Origin of the sequence: Aeromonas sp. FDAARGOS 1407 (assembly GCF_019048725.1) — a bacterium.
Classification (GTDB): Bacteria; Pseudomonadota; Gammaproteobacteria; order Enterobacterales; family Aeromonadaceae; genus Aeromonas; species Aeromonas enteropelogenes.
On the sequence record NZ_CP077399.1, the window covers coordinates 4,069,800 to 4,088,606 of the forward strand.

16 protein-coding genes are annotated in these 18,807 nt (G+C 58.4%); 9 read left to right on the forward strand and 7 right to left on the reverse strand.

Going from position 1 to position 18,807, the window contains the following annotated elements; genetic code table 11:
* Positions 1-12: 12 nt before the first annotated feature.
* Positions 13-1,662, reverse strand: a complete 1,650-nt coding sequence (gene pgm / locus I6L37_RS19015) for a phosphoglucomutase (alpha-D-glucose-1,6-bisphosphate-dependent) (RefSeq protein WP_216992678.1) — start codon at positions 1,660-1,662, stop codon at positions 13-15.
* Positions 1,663-1,719: 57 nt separating this feature from the next.
* A complete protein-coding gene (seqA, locus tag I6L37_RS19020; RefSeq protein WP_026457525.1) occupies positions 1,720-2,229 on the reverse strand; it encodes a replication initiation negative regulator SeqA in 510 nt (169 codons plus the stop codon).
* Between the two features lie 292 nt (positions 2,230-2,521).
* Here seqA and I6L37_RS19025 point away from each other — a divergent pair, with 292 nt between their 5' ends.
* The 4 genes from I6L37_RS19025 to fldA are packed head-to-tail and all read left to right on the forward strand — an operon-like array spanning position 2,522 to position 4,444.
* A complete protein-coding gene (locus I6L37_RS19025) occupies positions 2,522-3,286 on the forward strand; it encodes an alpha/beta fold hydrolase (RefSeq protein ID WP_216994213.1) in 765 nt (254 codons plus the stop codon).
* Between the two features lie 55 nt (positions 3,287-3,341).
* Positions 3,342-3,563: a DUF2788 domain-containing protein gene (locus I6L37_RS19030; RefSeq protein WP_005334296.1), complete on the forward strand. Its 222-nt coding sequence runs from the start codon at positions 3,342-3,344 to the stop codon at positions 3,561-3,563.
* 20 nt (positions 3,564-3,583) lie between these two features.
* Positions 3,584-3,880, forward strand: coding sequence for a LexA regulated protein (gene ybfE, locus I6L37_RS19035; RefSeq protein WP_026457523.1), 297 nt, complete (start codon positions 3,584-3,586; stop codon positions 3,878-3,880).
* A gap of 39 nt (positions 3,881-3,919) precedes the next feature.
* Positions 3,920-4,444: a flavodoxin FldA gene (gene fldA / locus I6L37_RS19040; protein ID WP_026457522.1), complete on the forward strand. Its 525-nt coding sequence runs from the start codon at positions 3,920-3,922 to the stop codon at positions 4,442-4,444.
* Positions 4,445-4,513: 69 nt separating this feature from the next.
* On the opposite strand, the gene I6L37_RS19045 is transcribed toward fldA, so the two are convergent.
* Complete coding sequence (locus tag I6L37_RS19045; protein WP_026457521.1) at positions 4,514-4,993, reverse strand: DUF4442 domain-containing protein; 480 nt, start codon at positions 4,991-4,993, stop codon at positions 4,514-4,516.
* Positions 4,994-5,233: 240 nt separating this feature from the next.
* Between I6L37_RS19045 and fur the strand changes: the two genes are divergently transcribed.
* Positions 5,234-5,662: a ferric iron uptake transcriptional regulator gene (fur, locus tag I6L37_RS19050; protein ID WP_026457520.1), complete on the forward strand. Its 429-nt coding sequence runs from the start codon at positions 5,234-5,236 to the stop codon at positions 5,660-5,662.
* A gap of 116 nt (positions 5,663-5,778) precedes the next feature.
* Here fur and glnS read toward each other — a convergent pair whose 3' ends face one another.
* The 3 genes from glnS to nagE form a co-directional block, all read right to left on the reverse strand.
* Positions 5,779-7,440, reverse strand: a complete 1,662-nt coding sequence (gene glnS, locus I6L37_RS19055; RefSeq protein WP_026457718.1) for a glutamine--tRNA ligase — start codon at positions 7,438-7,440, stop codon at positions 5,779-5,781.
* A gap of 336 nt (positions 7,441-7,776) precedes the next feature.
* On the reverse strand, positions 7,777-10,440 hold the full coding sequence (locus I6L37_RS19060; protein WP_216992679.1) for a beta-N-acetylhexosaminidase: 2,664 nt from the start codon (positions 10,438-10,440) through the stop codon (positions 7,777-7,779).
* A 122-nt stretch (positions 10,441-10,562) separates the two neighbouring features.
* A complete protein-coding gene (gene nagE / locus I6L37_RS19065; protein ID WP_042025599.1) occupies positions 10,563-12,041 on the reverse strand; it encodes an N-acetylglucosamine-specific PTS transporter subunit IIBC in 1,479 nt (492 codons plus the stop codon).
* Positions 12,042-12,314: 273 nt separating this feature from the next.
* Between nagE and nagB the strand changes: the two genes are divergently transcribed.
* Genes nagB through I6L37_RS19080 form a run of 3 tightly spaced genes read left to right on the forward strand, consistent with a single transcriptional unit; the run spans position 12,315 to position 15,489 of the window.
* Complete coding sequence (gene nagB / locus I6L37_RS19070; RefSeq protein WP_026457909.1) at positions 12,315-13,115, forward strand: glucosamine-6-phosphate deaminase; 801 nt, start codon at positions 12,315-12,317, stop codon at positions 13,113-13,115.
* 9 nt (positions 13,116-13,124) lie between these two features.
* Positions 13,125-14,270: an N-acetylglucosamine-6-phosphate deacetylase gene (gene nagA, locus I6L37_RS19075; protein ID WP_216992680.1), complete on the forward strand. Its 1,146-nt coding sequence runs from the start codon at positions 13,125-13,127 to the stop codon at positions 14,268-14,270.
* A 4-nt stretch (positions 14,271-14,274) separates the two neighbouring features.
* Positions 14,275-15,489 carry an ROK family protein gene (locus tag I6L37_RS19080; RefSeq protein WP_042025596.1) on the forward strand — a complete coding sequence of 405 codons (1,215 nt, stop codon included), beginning with the start codon at positions 14,275-14,277 and terminating at the stop codon, positions 15,487-15,489.
* Positions 15,490-15,572: 83 nt separating this feature from the next.
* Here the strand turns inward: I6L37_RS19080 and I6L37_RS19085 are convergent, their stop codons facing one another.
* A complete protein-coding gene (locus tag I6L37_RS19085) occupies positions 15,573-17,189 on the reverse strand; it encodes a phosphoethanolamine transferase (RefSeq protein WP_216992681.1) in 1,617 nt (538 codons plus the stop codon).
* A gap of 215 nt (positions 17,190-17,404) precedes the next feature.
* Here I6L37_RS19085 and I6L37_RS19090 point away from each other — a divergent pair, with 215 nt between their 5' ends.
* Positions 17,405-18,649: an HD-GYP domain-containing protein gene (locus tag I6L37_RS19090; protein ID WP_201977025.1), complete on the forward strand. Its 1,245-nt coding sequence runs from the start codon at positions 17,405-17,407 to the stop codon at positions 18,647-18,649.
* The last annotated feature ends 158 nt before the right edge of the window (positions 18,650-18,807 follow it).

The following is an 18,807-nucleotide window of genomic DNA, read 5'->3' on the forward strand; positions in this document are numbered from 1 at the left end:
GTTAGGCCTTGCCTAGACGCCAGCCTTGGCCAGGGCCGCGGAGACGATCTGCTGGGCTTCCTGCTGGATAAGATCCAGGTGTTCCTCGCCCTTGAAGCTTTCCATGTAGATCTTGTAGATGGACTCGGTGCCGGAGGGGCGCGCCGCGAACCAGCCGTTTTCGGTCACCACCTTGAGGCCACCGATGGCGGCGTCGTTGCCGGGCGCCTTGGTCAGCTTGGCAACGATAGGCTCGCCGGCCAGGGTGGAGGCTTCAACCAGCGCCGGATCCAGCTTGGAGAGTACCGCTTTTTGCGCGCTGTTGGCCGGTGCGTCGATGCGGCGGTAGCTGGAGCGGCCGAACTTGGCCTCCAACGCGTCGTAGTGCGCCTGGGGATCCTTGCCGGTGACTGCCAGAATTTCGGCAGCCAACAGCGCCAGGATGAAGCCATCCTTGTCGGTGGTCCAGACGGTGCCATCCTTGCGCAGGAAGGAGGCGCCCGCGCTCTCCTCGCCGCCAAAGCCGAACTCGCCGCTGTAGAGACCATCCACGAACCACTTGAAGCCGACCGGCACCTCTTTCAGGGTGCGGCCAATCTCGCCGGCAACCCGGTCAATCATCGAGGAGGAGACCAGCGTCTTGCCGACGGCAGCATCCCTGGACCAGCCGGTTCTGTGGGTGAACAGATACTGGATGGCCACCGCCAGATAGTGGTTCGGGTTCATCAGGCCCGCCTTGGTGACGATGCCGTGACGGTCGTAATCGGGGTCGTTGCCAAGAGCGATGTCGAACTTGTCTTTGAGGGCAATCAGGCTCGCCATGGCGAACGGGCTGGAGCAGTCCATCCGGATCTTGCCGTCCTTGTCCAGGGTCATGAAGGAGAAGGTCGGATCGACGCGATAGTTGACCACTTCGATGTCGAGATCATAGGTCTTGGCGATGACATCCCAGTAGGCGACACCTGAGCCACCCAGGGGATCCACGCCAATCTTGATGCCGGCCTGCTTGATGGCATCCAGATCCAGCACGTTCTTCAGATCATCCACATAGGGGGTGACATAGTCGTGTTCGACCACGAACGGGCTCTTGAGCGCATCGGCGAACGGCATGCGTTTCACGCCGGCCAGCCCAGCTTCGAGAATGGCGTTGGCGCGGTCTTCCACCCACTTGGTGATCTCCCCTTCCGCGGGACCACCGTGGGGCGGGTTGTACTTGAAGCCACCGTCTTCCGGCGGGTTGTGAGACGGGGTGATCACCACGCCGTCGGCACGCGCAGCAGGCTTGCTGGCATTGTGGCGCAAAATGGCGTGGGAGATGACCGGGGTCGGGGTAAAGCCGAGACCAGCCTGGATGCGGGTCTCGACACCGTTGGCCGCCAGCACTTCCACCGCACTGGCAAAGGCGGATTCGGAGAGAGCATGGGTGTCCATGCCAACAAACAGCGGGCCCGTGATACCGGCCTGCTGGCGGTACTCCACCAGCGCCTGGGTCACCGCCAGGATGTGGGATTCGGTAAAGGCGCTGTGCAAGGCGCTGCCACGATGGCCGGAGGTACCAAACGCCACGCGTTGTTCGGGGCGGCTCATGTCCGGCTTGTTGAGGTAGTAGGCGCTGACCAGACGAGGGATGTTGGTCAGATCACTTAAACGGGCCGGCTGACCGGCGTGAGCATGCTGAGCCATGGTGTTGTCCTTGCGTAATGGCGGCCTTGATGACCAAGGCCTGAGTCTGATGAACCGTTAAATTGCGCCGCACACCTGTGCGATCACCTCGTCGTCATACCCCATGCTGCTCATCAGCTGGGCCACCATGTTCTGCTTGCGGCTGGTGTTGGTATTGGTGATCACCCAGAACGGGGTCTGTGGCACCGGCTTGGGCTTGGTGGTGCTGCCACTGGCACGCAGAGCGTCGGGATCCCGCGAAAAATAGACACGCTTGCGCCCCTTGATTTCGGTAGCCTGAGTGAACCCGGCCGGATCATCCCGGTAGAGGGTACTGAGCACCTGCATGAAGCGGTTGATGGACTTCTCTTCTTTTTGCAGCTCACCGGAATCGAGCAGCGCCTGCACTCCCTGGTTGCTGCGCGCCGCAACGGGCTGCGGTGCCGTGACTGGCTCAGTCACGGGCGCCGTCACCTGGACAGGCTGTTCCAGCAGACGGCGCAGAATATCGGAGGCACTCTCGCCAATGTGCCGGGTCTGGCTGGCGATATAGAAGTAGAGATCGTCATCAAGCTCGATGGTTTTCATAGGGATGCGCTGGACTCGTCGAAATTCGGATGCGGCGATTATACATAGGCAGACCCGACAGCCCAAGCCAGGGGCTGGCAGATGTACATGAATCTCATCGAGAATACGGCATAATGGCGGGCCAAGTGTGTGATCGGCCGCACTGATAGCCAATTTGGATGGGATTTTTTAGAAAAAAAACCACACAAAATCTCTATCCAGGATATGAAAAGCTTTTCTTTCCAGTGCGTTAAGCCATATCACCATTCGAACTCATGAGCGGGAAGGTGTTATTTTGCAACATAATCACGAATTGAACTTCAAGGAGCAGGGCCAGGGGCCGGCCGTCATCCTGATCCACGGCCTGTTCGGCAGCCTCGACAACCTGGGATTGCTGGCTCGTGCCCTGAGTGAACACTATCGGGTCATCAGCGTCGATCTGCGCAACCACGGCGCCTCCTTTCACTCGGACGAGATGGACTACCCCGCCCAGGCCGCCGATATCCTGGCGTTGATGGATCAACTGGCCATCCCTGAGGCGACGCTCATCGGCCACTCCATGGGCGGCAAGGTGGGGATGCAGGTTGCCAAACTGGCGCCAGCGCGGGTCACCAAGCTGGTCGTTGCCGACATGGCGCCGGTGGCCTATCCCCACTCCCGCCACCAGAATGTGTTTGCCGGCCTCAACGCCACCCTGGCCACGCCCCCGCAAAGCCGCAGCGAAGCGGAAGCACTGCTGGCCCAGTACATAGAGATCCCGGGCGTTCGCCAGTTCCTGCTCAAATCCTTTGCCAAAACCGAGGCGGGCTGGGGCTGGCGTTTCAACGTGCCGGCCCTTGAGCAAAACTACGCCAACATCATGGGCTGGCCTGAGGATAATCGCCGCTTCGAGGGGCCCGTGCTCTTCATAAAGGGAGGCGACTCGGACTATATGAAACCCCGGTACAGCGAAATGGCGCTTGCCCAGTTTCCGGCGGCAAAAGTGCGGGTCATTGCCGGAACCGGTCACTGGCTGCATGCTGAAAAGCCGGTTTTGTTCAACAAACTGGTTGTGGATTTCCTGTCGACAGGCGGTTAACAGTTTCAAATCCTTTGTGATATAGTGCGCCGGTCATAAGGAGTGTGCGCAATCCATGCTAAGTGAACATATCGACCTGATCGAAAGTTTGGGCCTGAAGTTATTCTTTGTGGCCATCTTCATATTGATTGGCCTTGCCATTCAGGACGTCCTCAAACGCGGCAACGTGCCCCGTTTCGGTCGTTTCATCGTCTGGTTGGTGCTGTTTCTGGGTTGCGCAGGTTTTGTCGCCAAGGGGCTGATTGAACTGGGCTGGGAAGGCTCAGGTCTCGGCTAACTTTTTTTCGTCTGTGATGTATGGCCAAACAGCAAACTGATCGAACAACACTGGATCTGTTCGCAAATGAGAAGCGCCCCGGCAGGCCAAAGACCAACCCACTCCCCCGCGAGACCCAGCTCAAGATCAACAAGCGTAACCAGCTTAAACGCGATCGGGAAAATGGGCTGAAGCGGGTAGAGTTAAAGGTGGAGGCCGAGTTGCTGGAGCGCCTGAACCAACTTGCGTTACAACAGAACATCAGCCGAGCCGAGCTGATCCAATCTATCCTGAAACAACAGATTGAGTCCGCCTATCCGGTGGACATTGCAGTCTGAGCGTTAAGCATTAACACCAAACACGGGTAACTAAACACTATGGCAAGTGTAGGTCTGTTTTTCGGCAGCGATACCGGTAATACCGAAGCTGTCGCCAAGATGATCCAGAAAGAACTGGGCAAGCAACTGATTGAAGTCCGTGACATCGCCAAGAGCAGCAAGGCCGACATCGAGAACTTCGATCTGCTGATGTTCGGTATCCCGACTTGGTACTACGGTGAAGCCCAGGCCGACTGGGATGACTTCTTCCCTGACTTGGGCGAAATCGACTTCAACAACAAGCTGGTCGCCATCTTCGGATGCGGCGATCAGGAAGACTATGCCGAATATTTCCTCGACGCCATGGGCACCCTGCGCGACATCGTCGAAGCCAAAGGCGCCATCATCATCGGCCACTGGCCGACTGCCGGTTACGAGTTTGAAGCCTCCAAGGCACTGGTGGACGACAAGCACTTCGTCGGTCTGGGCATCGACGAGGATCGCCAACCGGAGCTGACTGCCGAGCGCGTCAAGGGCTGGTGCAAACAGCTGCATGAAGAGATGTGTCTGGCCGAGCTGGAGTGATCCCGCCCCTGCATCTTCTCTGAACACAACAAGGGCCCCGTCGGGGCCCTTGTTGTTTTTGTACAAGCGTCATTCTGCACCATTTCTGTGTTCCGGCCGTGCCCGCACGTAGAGGGTGCGCTTGACCTGAGCGACCAGCTCGCCCCGGCTGTCCTGCACCGTCACTTCAAACTCGGGGAAGTGCTTGTCCCCCGCAGCCGTTGCCGCCACGATCGATGCCAGCTTGCCCTCGGTCAGGGTGAACTCGGCCACCAGCTTACCCTTGCCGGGCTTGATGTAATTGATGCTGCCCGCCTTGTCCCACACGTAGTAACGATTCTTGAAGTGTCCCATCAGCATCAGTGGATAGATGGGGTCCGTCATGGCAAACATGCTGCCACCGAACTGGGTGCGGTTGGCGTTCTTGTTCCACCAGCGGGACTTGAGGGTCACCCTGCAATAACGAAAGTCATCGCTCAGGGTCTCTATCTTGATGCCGGCGCCCCAGAAGGGGGGCCAGGCATTGAGGGCGCGGCGCACTCGCGCTGCCTTGTCAAAAAGCCAATCCATGAATCTCATCCGACCAGATATACAGAAGTTACATTTTATCAACATACTGGCTGTCGACAAGCCGAACCTCACGATAGATTTTTTCGATACAGAGTGGGATCCTTGGCTAAACCCTTTGAATTAGCGGGTTTATTTTTGGGGATGCCGCCCTATAATGACAGGCCAAGCGAGTTCAAGGTTGCCATTCCCGCGGCAGTCCCTCAGAATAAACCCACCTTCGAGAATGCGAATAAGTAGAATATGGCAGACAACAACCAAGCGTTAAAAAAGGCCGGGCTCAAGATCACCTTGCCCCGAGTCAAAATTCTGGAAATCCTGCAACAACCGGACTGCCAACACACCAGCGCCGAAGATCTCTATAAGCGACTTATCGATCTTGGCGAAGAGATCGGTCTTGCCACCGTCTACCGTGTTCTCAACCAGTTTGATGATGCCGGCATCGTCACCCGCCACCACTTCGAGGGGGGCAAGTCGGTGTTCGAGCTGGCTACCCAGGAGCACCACGACCATCTGGTCTGCCTCGACTGCGGCAAGGTGATCGAGTTTTCCGACGAGGTGATCGAAGAGCGCCAGCGCGACATCGCCAAGAAGCACAACATTCGTCTCACCAACCACAGCCTCTATCTCTATGGCCACTGCGCCGCAGGCGAGTGCAAGCACGACGACTGAGCCGCCAGACACACTGAATGACGGACAATAAAAAAGCCAGCTGATGCTGGCTTTTTTATTGTCCTGGGCAACGCTGATTGCCAAACAGAGGGCAGGGTTTCCCCTGCCCTGCTCGCTTAGCCTTCTACCTTGCCCCAGGAGTCACGCAGGGCCACGGTGCGGTTGAACACCAGGTGCTCCGGGCTGGAGAGCTTGTTGTCGGCGCAGAAGTAGCCTTCGCGCTCAAACTGGTAAGCCTGCTCCGGCTGGGCGTTCTTGAGAGAAGCCTCGACGCGGGCCCCCTGGACGATCACTAGGGAGTCCGGGTTGAGTGCGGCTTCGAAGTCCTCTTCGGCACCCGGATTTGGCACCTTGAACAGGCGGTCATAGAGACGCACTTCGGCAGGCAGGGAGTGAGTAGCGCTGACCCAGTGGATCACCCCTTTCACCTTGCGGCCATCGGCCGGATCCTTGCCCAGGGTGTCGGCGTCGTAGCTGCAGTAGATGCAGGTGACCTTGCCGTCCGCATCCTTCTCGACCCGTTCAGCCTTGATGACATAGGCGTTGCGCAGACGCACTTCCTTGCCCAGCACCAGACGCTTGAACTGCTTGTTGGCTTCCTCTTTGAAGTCAGCCTCGTCGATGAAGATCTCGCGGGTGAAATTCAGCTCGCGGGTACCCATCTCGGCCTTGCTCGGGTGAGCCGGCGCGGTCAGCACTTCGTCGGCCGCCAGGTTCTCGATGACGACCTTCACCGGATTCAGCACGGCCATGGCGCGCGGGGCATTCTCGTTGAGATCTTCTCGGATGCAGGCTTCCAACATGCTCATCTCGACGATGTTGTCCTGCTTGGTCACACCGATGCGCTTGCAGAACTCGCGAATGGAGGCCGGGGTATAGCCACGGCGACGCAGACCGGAGACGGTCAGCATGCGCGGATCGTCCCAACCATCCACGTGCTTCTCGGTCACCAGCAGGTTCAGCTTGCGCTTGGACATAACGGTGTATTCGAGGTTCAGACGGGAGAACTCGTACTGGCGCGGGTGGCAGTCGATGGTGATGTTGTCCAGCACCCAGTCATAGAGACGACGGTTGTCCTGGAACTCCAGGGTACAGATGGAGTGGGTGATCCCCTCCAGGGCGTCCGAGATGCAGTGAGTGAAGTCATACATCGGATAGATGCACCACTTGTCACCGGTCTGGTGGTGGTGGGCAAACTTGATGCGATAGATGACGGGGTCACGCATCACCATGAAAGGAGAGGCCATGTCGATCTTGGCGCGCAGGCAGGCGGTGCCTTCGGCAAACTCGCCATTCTTCATCTTCTCGAACAGCGCCAGGTTCTCTTCCACGGAGCGATCGCGGAACGGGCTGTTCTTGCCCGGGGCGGTCAGAGTGCCGCGGTATTCGCGCATCTGCTCGGGGGTCAGCTCGTCCACATAGGCCAGCCCTTTTTCGATAAGCTCAACGGCGTAGCCGTGCAGCTTGTCGAAATAGTCGGAGGAGTAGCAGATCTCGCCATTCCACTGGAAGCCCAGCCACTGCACGTCCTGCTTGATGGACTCGACATACTCGATGTCTTCTTTGACCGGGTTGGTATCATCGAAACGCAGGTTGCACTGGCCCTGGTAGTCACGGGCGATACCAAAGTTCAGGCAGATGGACTTGGCGTGGCCGATGTGAAGATAACCGTTCGGCTCGGGCGGAAAACGGGTATGCACGCGGTCGTGCTTACCACTGGCCAGATCCTCATCAATGATCTGACGGATAAAGTTAGTTGGGCTGTTCGCCTGACTCATGGCTCACCTCAAAAAAGCGTCACTGGCGGAAGTTGTGCCGGCTGGCACCCTCATCCCCCCGCCGTCAAGCCGGATATGATCCCTCATTACGCGCCCTGCCTCAACCTGAATTTGGCCGTTCCATGCCATTGACGCGCCAAAAATAGCGCCCAGGGGAAGAACTCCAGCAAAAAGCACAAAAAAAGCCCCGCACGAGGCGGGGCAGAAGGTGATGAAAAACAGACAATACACACAACAAAGGCTCACACGCATAGTCAACCTTTCCCAAGACCGATGACCACCGGTCTTGGGAAAGGCGGGTCTTGCGACCCACCTTGCGTTATGGATTGAGCGCTATCAGTTCAGCTCGGTCACACGGCTGGTACGCTTGCCATCGAAGCTGACGGTGCGCAGGTAGACCTTGCCAGTCACGCTCGGCTTGGCCGCAGCGTCGTAGGCAGTCCAGGTGGTGCCATCCAGGCTGTACTGGATGGGCAGGCCCGGCAGATCCACGTTCGCTTCCAGCACACCGTTCACTACCTTGGCGCCCGGTACGGAGAGGCGGTATTCGACACCGGCCTGGTCGAGCTTGGGCAGTACGCGCTGACCCAGCAGGTTGGCAAACTGGTTCCACTCTTTGTTCAGAGTGGCCTTGTTGACGTGCTTGGTCTCACCGGAGAACTCGCGGCCTTTCACGTAATCCAGCTCGAAGCCACCCTTGTGCCAGGCACGCTCGGCCACGGAGAAAACACGGGGGTAAACCATGTATTCATACTGGGCGTCGGTGCGCACGGTTTCGCTCCACTGCTGACCGGAGATCCCCTTGAACTTGACCGGCTCCTGGTCACCCTTGGCCACGAAGGCGTTGCCGTCGCGGTCAACCGAGGTCTCGGCGTTCTGCGGCAGGTTTTCCGGGGCGAAGGCGAACACCTTGCGGGTGTCGTTGAAACGGGTTGCCCAGTAGTAGCCACGCTCGGCCGGGTGCACCTCGTTCGGGAAGTCGAAGTAGAGGTAATCCGGGTTGGAGAGCACCACGTCATAACCGTTGTGAGCCCACTTCATCGCTTCGTTGAAGCCACCCCAGTAGAGGGTCTCCCAGAAGTTGACACGGGTCTTGTCGGTGGCGAACACGCTGGCATCCTTGGCGTACTTCAGACCATCTTCCCACGCCTGCAAGGTGGAGAAGCCGTGGCCCTTGACCATCTCGCTCACTTCCTTGGCGAAGTAGACAGGCAGCTCGGCCACGTCCTTGATCTTGCCATCCTCGATCATCTTCTGGCACATGGGGGACTTGCCGAACGGCTTGTCCTGCTTGCTCCAGTCGGTGTTGCCGCGCCAACCCACCAGCTCTTCCGGTTTGGTGACGTTCGGGTCTTGATAACCACCACCCAGCATGATGTTCTTCGCTTCGTCACCACCGTAGTGCCAGGCGGTCAGCGGCTGGCCGGCGGCCTCGTGCATCTTGGCCACTTCATCCATCACCTTGGCCACGAAGGTGGCGGCACCCGGCTGGCAGGGGTTGATAAAGGACATCTTGTCGTAGAACTGCACCGAGGTGACGTTGGAGGTATCCGCCGGGTCAGTCAGACGGAACTGGTTAGCTTCGGCCTCTTTGCCTTCTGCCATCAGACGCTTGTAGCGCGCTTCCATGGAGACCACGGCGGCACGGGCGTGGGCCGGCATGTTGATCTCGGGGATAACGGTCACGCCGCGAGCCTTGGCATAACGCACCAGCTCGACGTAGTCAGCCTTGCTGTAGAAACCGGTACCCATGTTGTCGCTGGTGGGGCCGGAGCCGAGCTGCGGCAGCAGGCACTGGGTCTCGGAGAGATCGTGGCAACGCTTGCTGCCGACATCGGTCAACTCCGGCAGGCCCGGGATCTCGATACGCCAGCCTTCATCGTTGGTCAGACCCAGGTGCAGTACGTTGAGCTTGGTGGCGGACATCTGGTCAACCAGCTTCTTCATGGTATCCAGGCTGCGGAAGTGACGGGCCACGTCGGTCTGCATGCCACGGTATTCGAAGCGCGGCGCATCCTCGACACTCATCGGGGAGACCAGCTTGTCATCGACGCCCAGCAGGGAGACCAGGGATTGCGCGCCCCAGAAGGCACCCGCAATGTCATGGCCCTGGATGACTGTACCCTTCTGGCCGATAGTCATGTCGTAGCCTTCGGCCTGCTTGACCTTGCTGCCAAGTTTGATGGTCACTGGATAGCCGGTGTCGGAGAGGGTAACACCCAGCTTGGTCAGTTGAGCCTTCAGGGTCTCGGCGCGATCGGTCGGCAGATCCAGGGCGTTGAGCTTGATGGTGGAGAAGTCGACCTGCGGACCGGCTTTCACTACCTGCTTCATCGGGGTCGGCAGGATCTGGTTGTCGATCTTGCCCGCCGGCAGCAGAGTGCTGGTCTGGTTGGCAGCAAAACGGGTCTCGCTGTTCATCAGGATGTTGTTGTCATCCTTGGTGCGCTTCCAGCCATCGGCCGGCATCGGCTTCTCGTAGGTGGTGGCATCATTGATGTTGCTCATGCTGGCCAGCACTTTCGGCTCGGCCCCTTCGCTGGCCACATACCAGTTCGGCATGATGTCAGATTCGAACAATACCCAGTACTCCACGACCAGCGGCACTTCCACGGTCGCATCCTTGGCAAACCCCTGGAACTTCTCGGTCGGCGTCAAACGATAGAGGTCGCCAGTGAGGTGGGTAATGGTGAACTGGTCGTTGTCCACCCGCTGGATGCGGCGGATGGAGGAGACATACAGACTCCAGTCCTTGGAGGTCACATCGGCACCGGTGTTGGTCAGGTGCAGCTTGGCAACGCCACAGCTCGCCCACTCGGAGCCCAGCGCCTGACAATCGAGACCGGCACCGGCACCGTCGTTGGTGACCACTTCATACTTGACCACCAGGTTATTGGCGAGGGAATCGACCACGGCTTGCTTGGCGGCATCGGCTGCCTGTACCTGGGTGGCAAAAACGGTAGACATGGCAATGGCTAACAGAGAATGTTTCAAGTTCATAACTGCTGCTCTCATTTGAAGTAAAGGTTGGAATTTCTTGGCTTTTTTTATATTGGGCCCCTAAGCGGGGCCCTTAGTTATGTCAACAATGGACTTAGACTTGAGGCGAGCTTGGCGCCCGATTAACGCAGGGCCTTCATTTCACCGGCGATGATTTCGGCCAATGGGCCCAGAATCACCTGCAGGTTCTGCTCACCGAGCTTGACCACACCGGCCGCGCCCAAGGCTTTGAGCTTGCGCTCATCCACGATGCTGCGATCTTTCAGGGTCAGACGCAGACGGGTGATGCAGGCATCGATGGTGACCAGGTTGTCATGACCACCCAGCACTTCCAGGTACTGCTTGGCCAGTTCGGTACGGTCAGTAGTCTGAGCAACCGCCGGAGCGCTCTCCTCTTCCTCTTCACGACCCGGGGTCTTCAGATTCAGCTTGGCGATGACGGCGCGGAAGACCACGTAGTACAGACCGAAGAACACCAGACCCTGAGCAATCAGCATGTACCAGTTGGTTGCCAGCGGGTTGCGGCTGGAGAGCACCATATCCACCAGACCGGCACTGAAGCCGAAACCGGCCATCCAGTGCATGGAGGCGGCGATGAACACGGAGATACCGGTCAGCACGGCGTGGATGACATACAGCACCGGCGCCACGAACATGAAGGAGAACTCGAGCGGCTCGGTTACACCAGTGAAGAAGGAGGCGAAAGCGGCGGCGATCATGATGGACGCAACTTTCTCTTTGTTCTCTTTCTTGGCGGAGTGGTAGATGGCCAGCGCGGCACCCGGCAGACCGAACATCATGATGGGGAAGAAGCCAGCCTGGTACATACCGACCACGCCTTTCACCTGATCCAGGCTCTTGCCAGCGGCCAGAGCGGCATCGATGGTAGCCTGACCACCCAGGAAGTTCGGGATGTCGTTGATACCGGCCACGTTGAACCAGAACACGGAGTTCAGGGCGTGGTGCAGACCGATCGGGATCAGCAGACGGTTGAAGAAGGCGTAGATACCGGCACCAGTGGAGCCCAAGCTCACGATGGACTCACCGAAACCGACCAGACCGCCATAGATGGCAGGCCATACGGCCATCAGGATGAAGGATACGATGATCATCACCACTGAGGTCACGATCGGTACCAGACGACGGCCGGAGAAGAAGGAGAGTGCCTTGTGCAGCTCGACGCTGCTGAAGCGGTTATAGAGCTCAGCGGCGATGACACCACACAGGATACCCACGAACTGGTTGTTGATCTTGCCAAACGCGGCCGGAACTTCTTCCAGCGGGATGCTCTTGATCTGGGCAACCGCGCCCGGGCTCAGCAGAGTGGTCACTACCAGGAAACCGACCAGACCGGCCAGTGCGGCAGAACCGTCTTTATCTTTGGACATACCATAGGCGACACCGACCGCAAACAGCACGGACATGTTGTCGATAATGGCGGCGCCCGCCTTGATCAGGAAGGCAGCCAGCGCGCTGTCACCACCCCAACCATTCGGGTCAATCCAGTAGCCAACCCCCATCAGGATCGCAGCGGCAGGCAACACCGCTACCGGCACCATCAGGGCACGGCCGATCTTTTGTAAATAACCGAGAATGTTCACGGTTCCTCTCCTTAGTTAATGTATTTCTAGAAATTAAGTGCTTATCACGTTTGACGCATAAGCCATCAAGGCTTGATTGGCAGTCTAGGGGTTTTATTTCGCTGCGCAAATTAATAAACCGATAATCGTGATCATTATCACCCAAACAAGATAAAGGTAGCGGATAGATGTGGCTTAGTTCGCAATCTTTATTTACGCTATAAAACAACTTGAATCCATCTTAGCCCATTGCCACCGTCCAAGCGGTCGCAAACCGACACCGAGGAATCCAACATGCGTCTGATCCCGTTGAAATCTGCCAGCCAAGTCGGCCTCTGGTCAGCCCGTTATATCGTTGACCGTATCAATGCGTTCAAGCCGACCGCTGATCGTCCCTTCGTGCTCGGTCTGCCCACCGGCGGCACCCCGCTCAACACCTACAAGCGCCTGATCGAACTGCACAAGGCCGGCGAAGTGAGCTTCGAGCACGTGGTCACCTTCAACATGGACGAGTACGTGGGCCTGCCGGAAGATCATCCGGAGAGCTACCACAGCTTCATGTACAACAACTTCTTCAACCACGTGGACATTCGCCCGGAAAACATCAACATCCTCAACGGCAACGCCGAGGATCTGGTCGCCGAGTGCAAGCGTTACGAGGACAAGATCAAGTCCTACGGCAAGATCCACCTGTTCATGGGCGGTGTGGGCAATGACGGCCACATCGCGTTCAACGAGCCGGCCTCCTCCCTCTCCTCCCGCACCCGGGTCAAGACCCTGACCGAAGACACCCGTATCGCCAACTCCCGCTTCTTCGGCGGCGACACCGAGCAAGTGCCCAAGCTGGCGCTGACCGTGGGTGTCGGTACCCTGATGGATGCCGAAGAGATCATGATCCTGGTGACTGGCCACAGCAAGGCGCTGGCCCTGCAGGCCGCCGTGGAAGGCAGCGTCAACCACATGTGGACCATCTCCACCCTGCAACTGCACCCGAAAGGCATGATGGTATGTGACGAGCCCTCCACCATGGAGCTCAAGGTCAAGACGGTGCGTTACTTCCAGCAGCTGGAAGCCGCCAATATCGGCCGTCTGTAAGGAGTGAACATGTACGCATTGACCAACTGCACCCTCTACACCGGCAGCTGTGTGCTGACCGGTTACGGGGTCGTCATCGAGGGCGACAAGATTGTCGCCATCTCCCATCTGGATGAGTTGCCCGAGGGGATCGAGCGATTCGATCTTGAAGGCGCCAACCTGACCGCCGGTTTCATCGACGTCCAGCTCAACGGCTGTGGCGGCGTGATGTTCAACACCGACATCAAGGTGGAGACCCTGGCCACCATGCAGGCGGCCAACCTCAAATCCGGTACAACCAGCTTCCTGCCGACCCTGATCACCAGTCCGGATGCAGACATGAAGCAGGCCGTCGCCGTCACCCGCGACTACATGGCGGCGCACCCCAACGAGGTGCTGGGGGTACATCTGGAAGGCCCTTACACCAATCTCAAGCGCAAGGGGATCCACCCTGCTGCCCAGATCCGCCAGCCGGCGGACGAGATGATCGACTTCTTCTGTGCCAACGCCGATGCCATCGCCAAGATCACCCTGGCCCCCGAGCGCAACGATCCGGCCCATATCCGCCGTCTGGTGGAAGCCGGCATCCTGGTCTCCGCCGGCCACACCGCCGCCAGTTACGATCAGGCGATGGCGGGCTTTGACAATGGCATCCGCTTTGCCACCCACCTCTACAACGCCATGACCCCGACCCTGAACGGCCGCGAGCCTGGCGTGGTCGGTGCCATCTACGATCGCAAGGATGTCTACACCGGCGTCATCGTCGACGGTCACCACGTGCACTACGCCAACGTGCGCCTGGCCCACAAGATCCTCGGCGAGCGCCTGGTGCTGGTCACCGATGCCACCGCGGCGGCAGGTGCGCCGGAAGGCTTTGAGAAATTTGATTTTTGTGGCACGACCGTGTTTTTACGCGATGGTCAGTGCATTGACGAGAATGGTACACTCGGCGGCTCTTCCCTCACCATGATTGAAGGGGTGGAGAATCTGGTCAAACAGGTCGGATTACCGCTTGATGAAGCACTGAGAATGGCCAGCCTCTACCCGGCACGCGCCATTGGATGGGACTCACGTCTCGGTAGTATCCAGGTCGGCAAGATTGCCAACCTCACTGTATTCGATCAGGACTTCACGGTCCGCGGGACCGTGGTTAACGGACACTACACACAACAGTGACATCATGACTGGCGGACAAATAGCAAACGTAGATCTTATCAAGCAGGTCAACAGTGCGGCCGTGTATCGGCTCATCGACCTGCAAGGGCCCATCTCCCGGGTCAAAATTGCCGAACTGAGTCACCTGGCCCCGGCCAGCGTGACCAAGATCACCCGGCAACTGATCGAGCATGGCCTGATCAAGGAGACCTCGCCGCAAGCCTCCACCGGCGGACGGCGTGCCATCTCCCTGACCACCATCAAGCATCGCTTTCAATTTGTCTCTGCCAAGCTGGGCCGTGGCTACCTGCACCTGAGTCTCTATGATCTCGATGGCAAGGAGCTCGACCAGCACATTACCCAGGTGGCCGAGATCGACCAGCAACCCGTGGTCGACATGTTGCTGCGGGAGATTGGCGCCTTTATCGATGCCAACAGCGAACGCAGCCGCAATCTCATCAGCATCGCGCTGACCATGCCGGGTCTGGTCAACCCCGAATCCGGCATGGTCATCTACACCCCCAAGTACCAGATCCGCAACCTGCCGTTGGCGAAGCTCCTGGAGAATCATTTCAACCTTCCCTGCTACGTGGGCAACGACACCCGCTCGCTGGCGCTGGCCGAACACTTCTTCGGCGAGTCCCGCGACTGCATGGACTCAATCCTGGTGAGCGTGCACCAGGGGACGGGGTCGGGGATCATCACCAAGGGGCAGGTGTTCTTAGGCCAGAATCGCAACGTGGGCGAGATCGGCCACATCCAGGTCGAACCGCTCGGCAAGCGCTGCCACTGCGGCAACTTCGGCTGCCTCGAGACCATCGCCTCCAACGAGGCCATCGTCGACAAGGTGAAGGAGCTCATCAGCCGCGGCCACCAGAGCTCGCTGCAAGAAAAACACATCACCATCCAGGAGGTGTGCAAGGCTGCGCAAGCGGGGGATGAACTGGCTCACAGCGTGATCGAGAACGTGGGGGAGCATCTGGGGCGGGCGGTGGCCATCACGGTCAACCTGTTCAACCCGCAGAAGGTGCTGATCGCCGGCGAAATCACCGCCGCCGAAGAGATCCTGTTCCCGGCCATCCGCCGCTGTGTCGAACACCAGTCGCTGCCAAGCTTCCACCGTGGCCTGCCCATCGTGAAGGCGCGCTTCCAGAACCAACCCACCATCGGCGGCTTTGCCCTGGTTAAACGTGCCCTGCTGGAAGGGGATCTGCTGCAGATCATCATGGAGCAGAAGTAGCCTTTGCGACGCAAGGCCCATAATGACAAACGGCAGCCCTCGGGCTGCCGTTTTGTTTTGCTTGTTTGCCTGGAGTTAGGCTCCTACCCCGCCCGGCACGGCTTGAACAGGTCCAGCGCTCCGTTGTAGACCTTGGTTTGCACATCCATGATCCCCAGCATGGAGTGGAACAGGTTGTCGTGGGAGAAGCGCTTGCTGCCCGCCTCCTGCTGCAGACAATCCATATTCAGCTGACGATCCGTCTGCAACTGAGGAGAGAACCAGGTCAGCAGCGGTACCCGGGTCTGATCATCCGGCGCGAACTTGTAGGGCGTACCGTGCAGATAGAGGCCCATGGCACCGAGGGATTCGCCATGATCCGAGAGGTAGACCAGCCCTACGTTGTACTGACTCTCCAAAGATTTCAGCTTGTCGATGAGCCGGGCCACCACCTTGTCGGTGTAACGGATGGTGTTGTCATAGGTGTTCACCAGCTCTTCATTGGTGCAGTTTTCGATGTCGCTGCGCGGGCAGTCCGGCACGAAGGTACGCTCGCTGGCGGGATAGCGACGGAAATAAGTGGGTCCATGGCTGCCCATCAGGTGAAACGCCACCAGCTTGTTGCCCTTCATGGCGGCGATCTGCTGATCCAATCCTTCCAGCAGCACCTCGTCATAGCAGGAGCCACCTTTGCAAAGGGCCGGATAATCCCTGGGGGCTATTTCTATGGTCGGCACATTGCGGCACACCCCTTTGCAGCCCCCGTCATTCTCTTTCCAGAGCACGGAGACACCGGCATGTTGCAGCACATCCAGCAACCCATCACGGGAGCCGGCCAGCTGATCATCGTAGCCGCGGCGGGTCAGGTTGGAGAACATGCAGGGCACCGAGACAGCTGTCGCCGTGCCGCATGAACGCACATCCCGAAACGACACTATCCCCGCCTCTTTCGCGGTAAAGCTGTTGGTCGCCTTGGCATAACCGTTGAGGGAGTAATTCTGGCTGCGCGCCGTCTCCCCCACGACCAGGAACATCAACGTCGGCTTGGCATCCTTGGCGATCAGCTTGGCATCGGTGCCGATCTGCTGGTAGGGGATCGGAGTCGCGAAGACCACATCACGGGCATATTTGTAGAGCCCGTTAACATAGTTGGCGGGCACTATCTCCTTGCCAAGGGACTTGTTGTTGCGCCCGACCGAGGCGTAATCCTGGTAATAGAGGGCGGCTATGCTGCCCACCACCAGCAGGGAGAGCGCCAGCGAACCGGCGCGCAGCGCCAGTCCCTTGTACCAGGTGGCGGGATAGCGGATCTTCAGCGACCAGAGCCCCAGGGTCGGCAGTATGCCGGTCAGCAAGAACCAGAGAGCGACCGACCCGTTCAGATAGGAGGTGGCTTCCCTACTGTTGGTCTCCACTATGTTTTGCATCATGCCGGCATCGAAGACAACGCCATATTTGAGCATGGCGTAGCTGACGATGGAGCCGGTCAGGATCAGCAGGGTAAAGAAGGGTTTGAGGACAAAGCGGAAGGTAAAAGGAATAAAGACGGCATTGAGCGCCGCTACCAACACCAGGGGAATGGAGAGTACGAATCCGGTTTTGACATGCTCCAGACCGCTGAGCACCTTGTAGAAATGCAAAAAGATCGGCCAGTTCAGCACCAGCGCAAAAAACAGTACCAGCAGCAAATTCGCCTTCAGCACACCGAGCGCAATACGCATTAACAACTCCTAGCGAACGGGTCAGCCTATGATTGACCCGGATTAACTGACTAAAACCATGGCGTCAGACTAATCGGCGAAACTTAAGAGTGAATTAAGAGAGAAAGAGGTCACAACCTGGCCCTTCTCCAAGGGTGCTAAACGGATTTTTAGTTGTCTATCCATCGGATTTTGCTAGCTTGTTTGAGAGGCATTCAAGAAATGCAGGCATTCCAATGGCACTGATCCAGGTTTCGATAGAACAGTTGAAGGTAGGCCACTTCATCCATCTGCCAACCGGATGGACCAACCACCCTTTTATGTTTAATACCTTCAAGATCAAAGACCAGCAGCAACTCGACATCATTCGCCACCTCGATCTCCACCTTCTGATGGTTGACCCGGACAAGAGCGATCTCCCCGTCGAACCCTTGCTGCGCGGGGATGTACCGGATGCTGGCCCCGATCTTGACGAGCTGGATGCCACAGAAGAGCCGACAGATTCCGGCCCTCCCCCCTTCGATGAGAAAGCCTTTCGCCGTTCCATGCGCGCCGCCGACAAGGCCTTTGGCCAGTCGATGTCGGAGCTTCGCGACGCCCTGGGTGCCCTCAACCTCAAACCCGACGAAGGCTTGGCCAACGCCGCCCAGCTGGTGCGCAATACCGCCGCCCGTCTGAGCGAACACGAAGGCCCCCTCGGCCTGCATCTGATCCGCAGCCCCCATACCGATGTTCTGTTGCAGCACAGCCTCAACGTCGCCTTCATCGCCATGCTGATGGGACGCGAGCTGGGGATGAACCCGGTCGCACTGGAAGAGGCGGGGCTGGCAGGACTTATCCACGACATCGGCGAGCTGAAGGTACCGACCCAGATCACCTTGAAGCGGGGAGAATTGAACAAGGCCGAGCAGAACTTTCTCAACATGCATCCCCAATACGGGCTGGACATGCTGACCCAGCTCAACGCCTTCGAACCCAAGATCCGCCAGGTGGCTCATCTGCATCACGAGCGACTCGATGGCAGCGGATATCCACTGGGGCTCAAGGGAGGGGATATACCACCGCTGGCCCGTCTCATCGGGCTGGTGGACTATTATGACGAGCTGCTTCACCCCCGCAGCAGCGCCAGTGCCGCTGCCCCGAGCCAGGCCATCAGCCAGCTCTACAAGCTGTCCCAGAAAAAATTTGACCAGAATCTGGTCAAATTGCTGATCAAGGTCCTGGGGGTGTATCCACCGGGTTCTCTGGTCAAAATGTCTGACGACAGCATAGGGCTGGTGCTCTCCACCGAGCCCACCATGCCCCTCAAACCCAAGTTGCTCCCCTATATCAAGGCCCAGCGCCCGGAAGCCGTCACCATGATCGATCTGCGGGAAGACGAGCGCACCATCACGGGCTGTATCAGACAGGAGGATCTGGATGAGGGGCAGCGCCAGTTCTTCAATCTGACTCGCCGCTTCTGTTATTACTTCGCTTTTTGAGTTATCCCCAGAAGCTGGGGATAACTCATTGGACAAACCGGAATAATCACTCGAATACCCACCGGAAAGTTGCCATCCGGCCATGTATAAAAAACGCCCAGCCAGTGGCCGGGCGGAGCATGCTACCTCCATGTAGCCTATCCAGCGGATAGATTTAT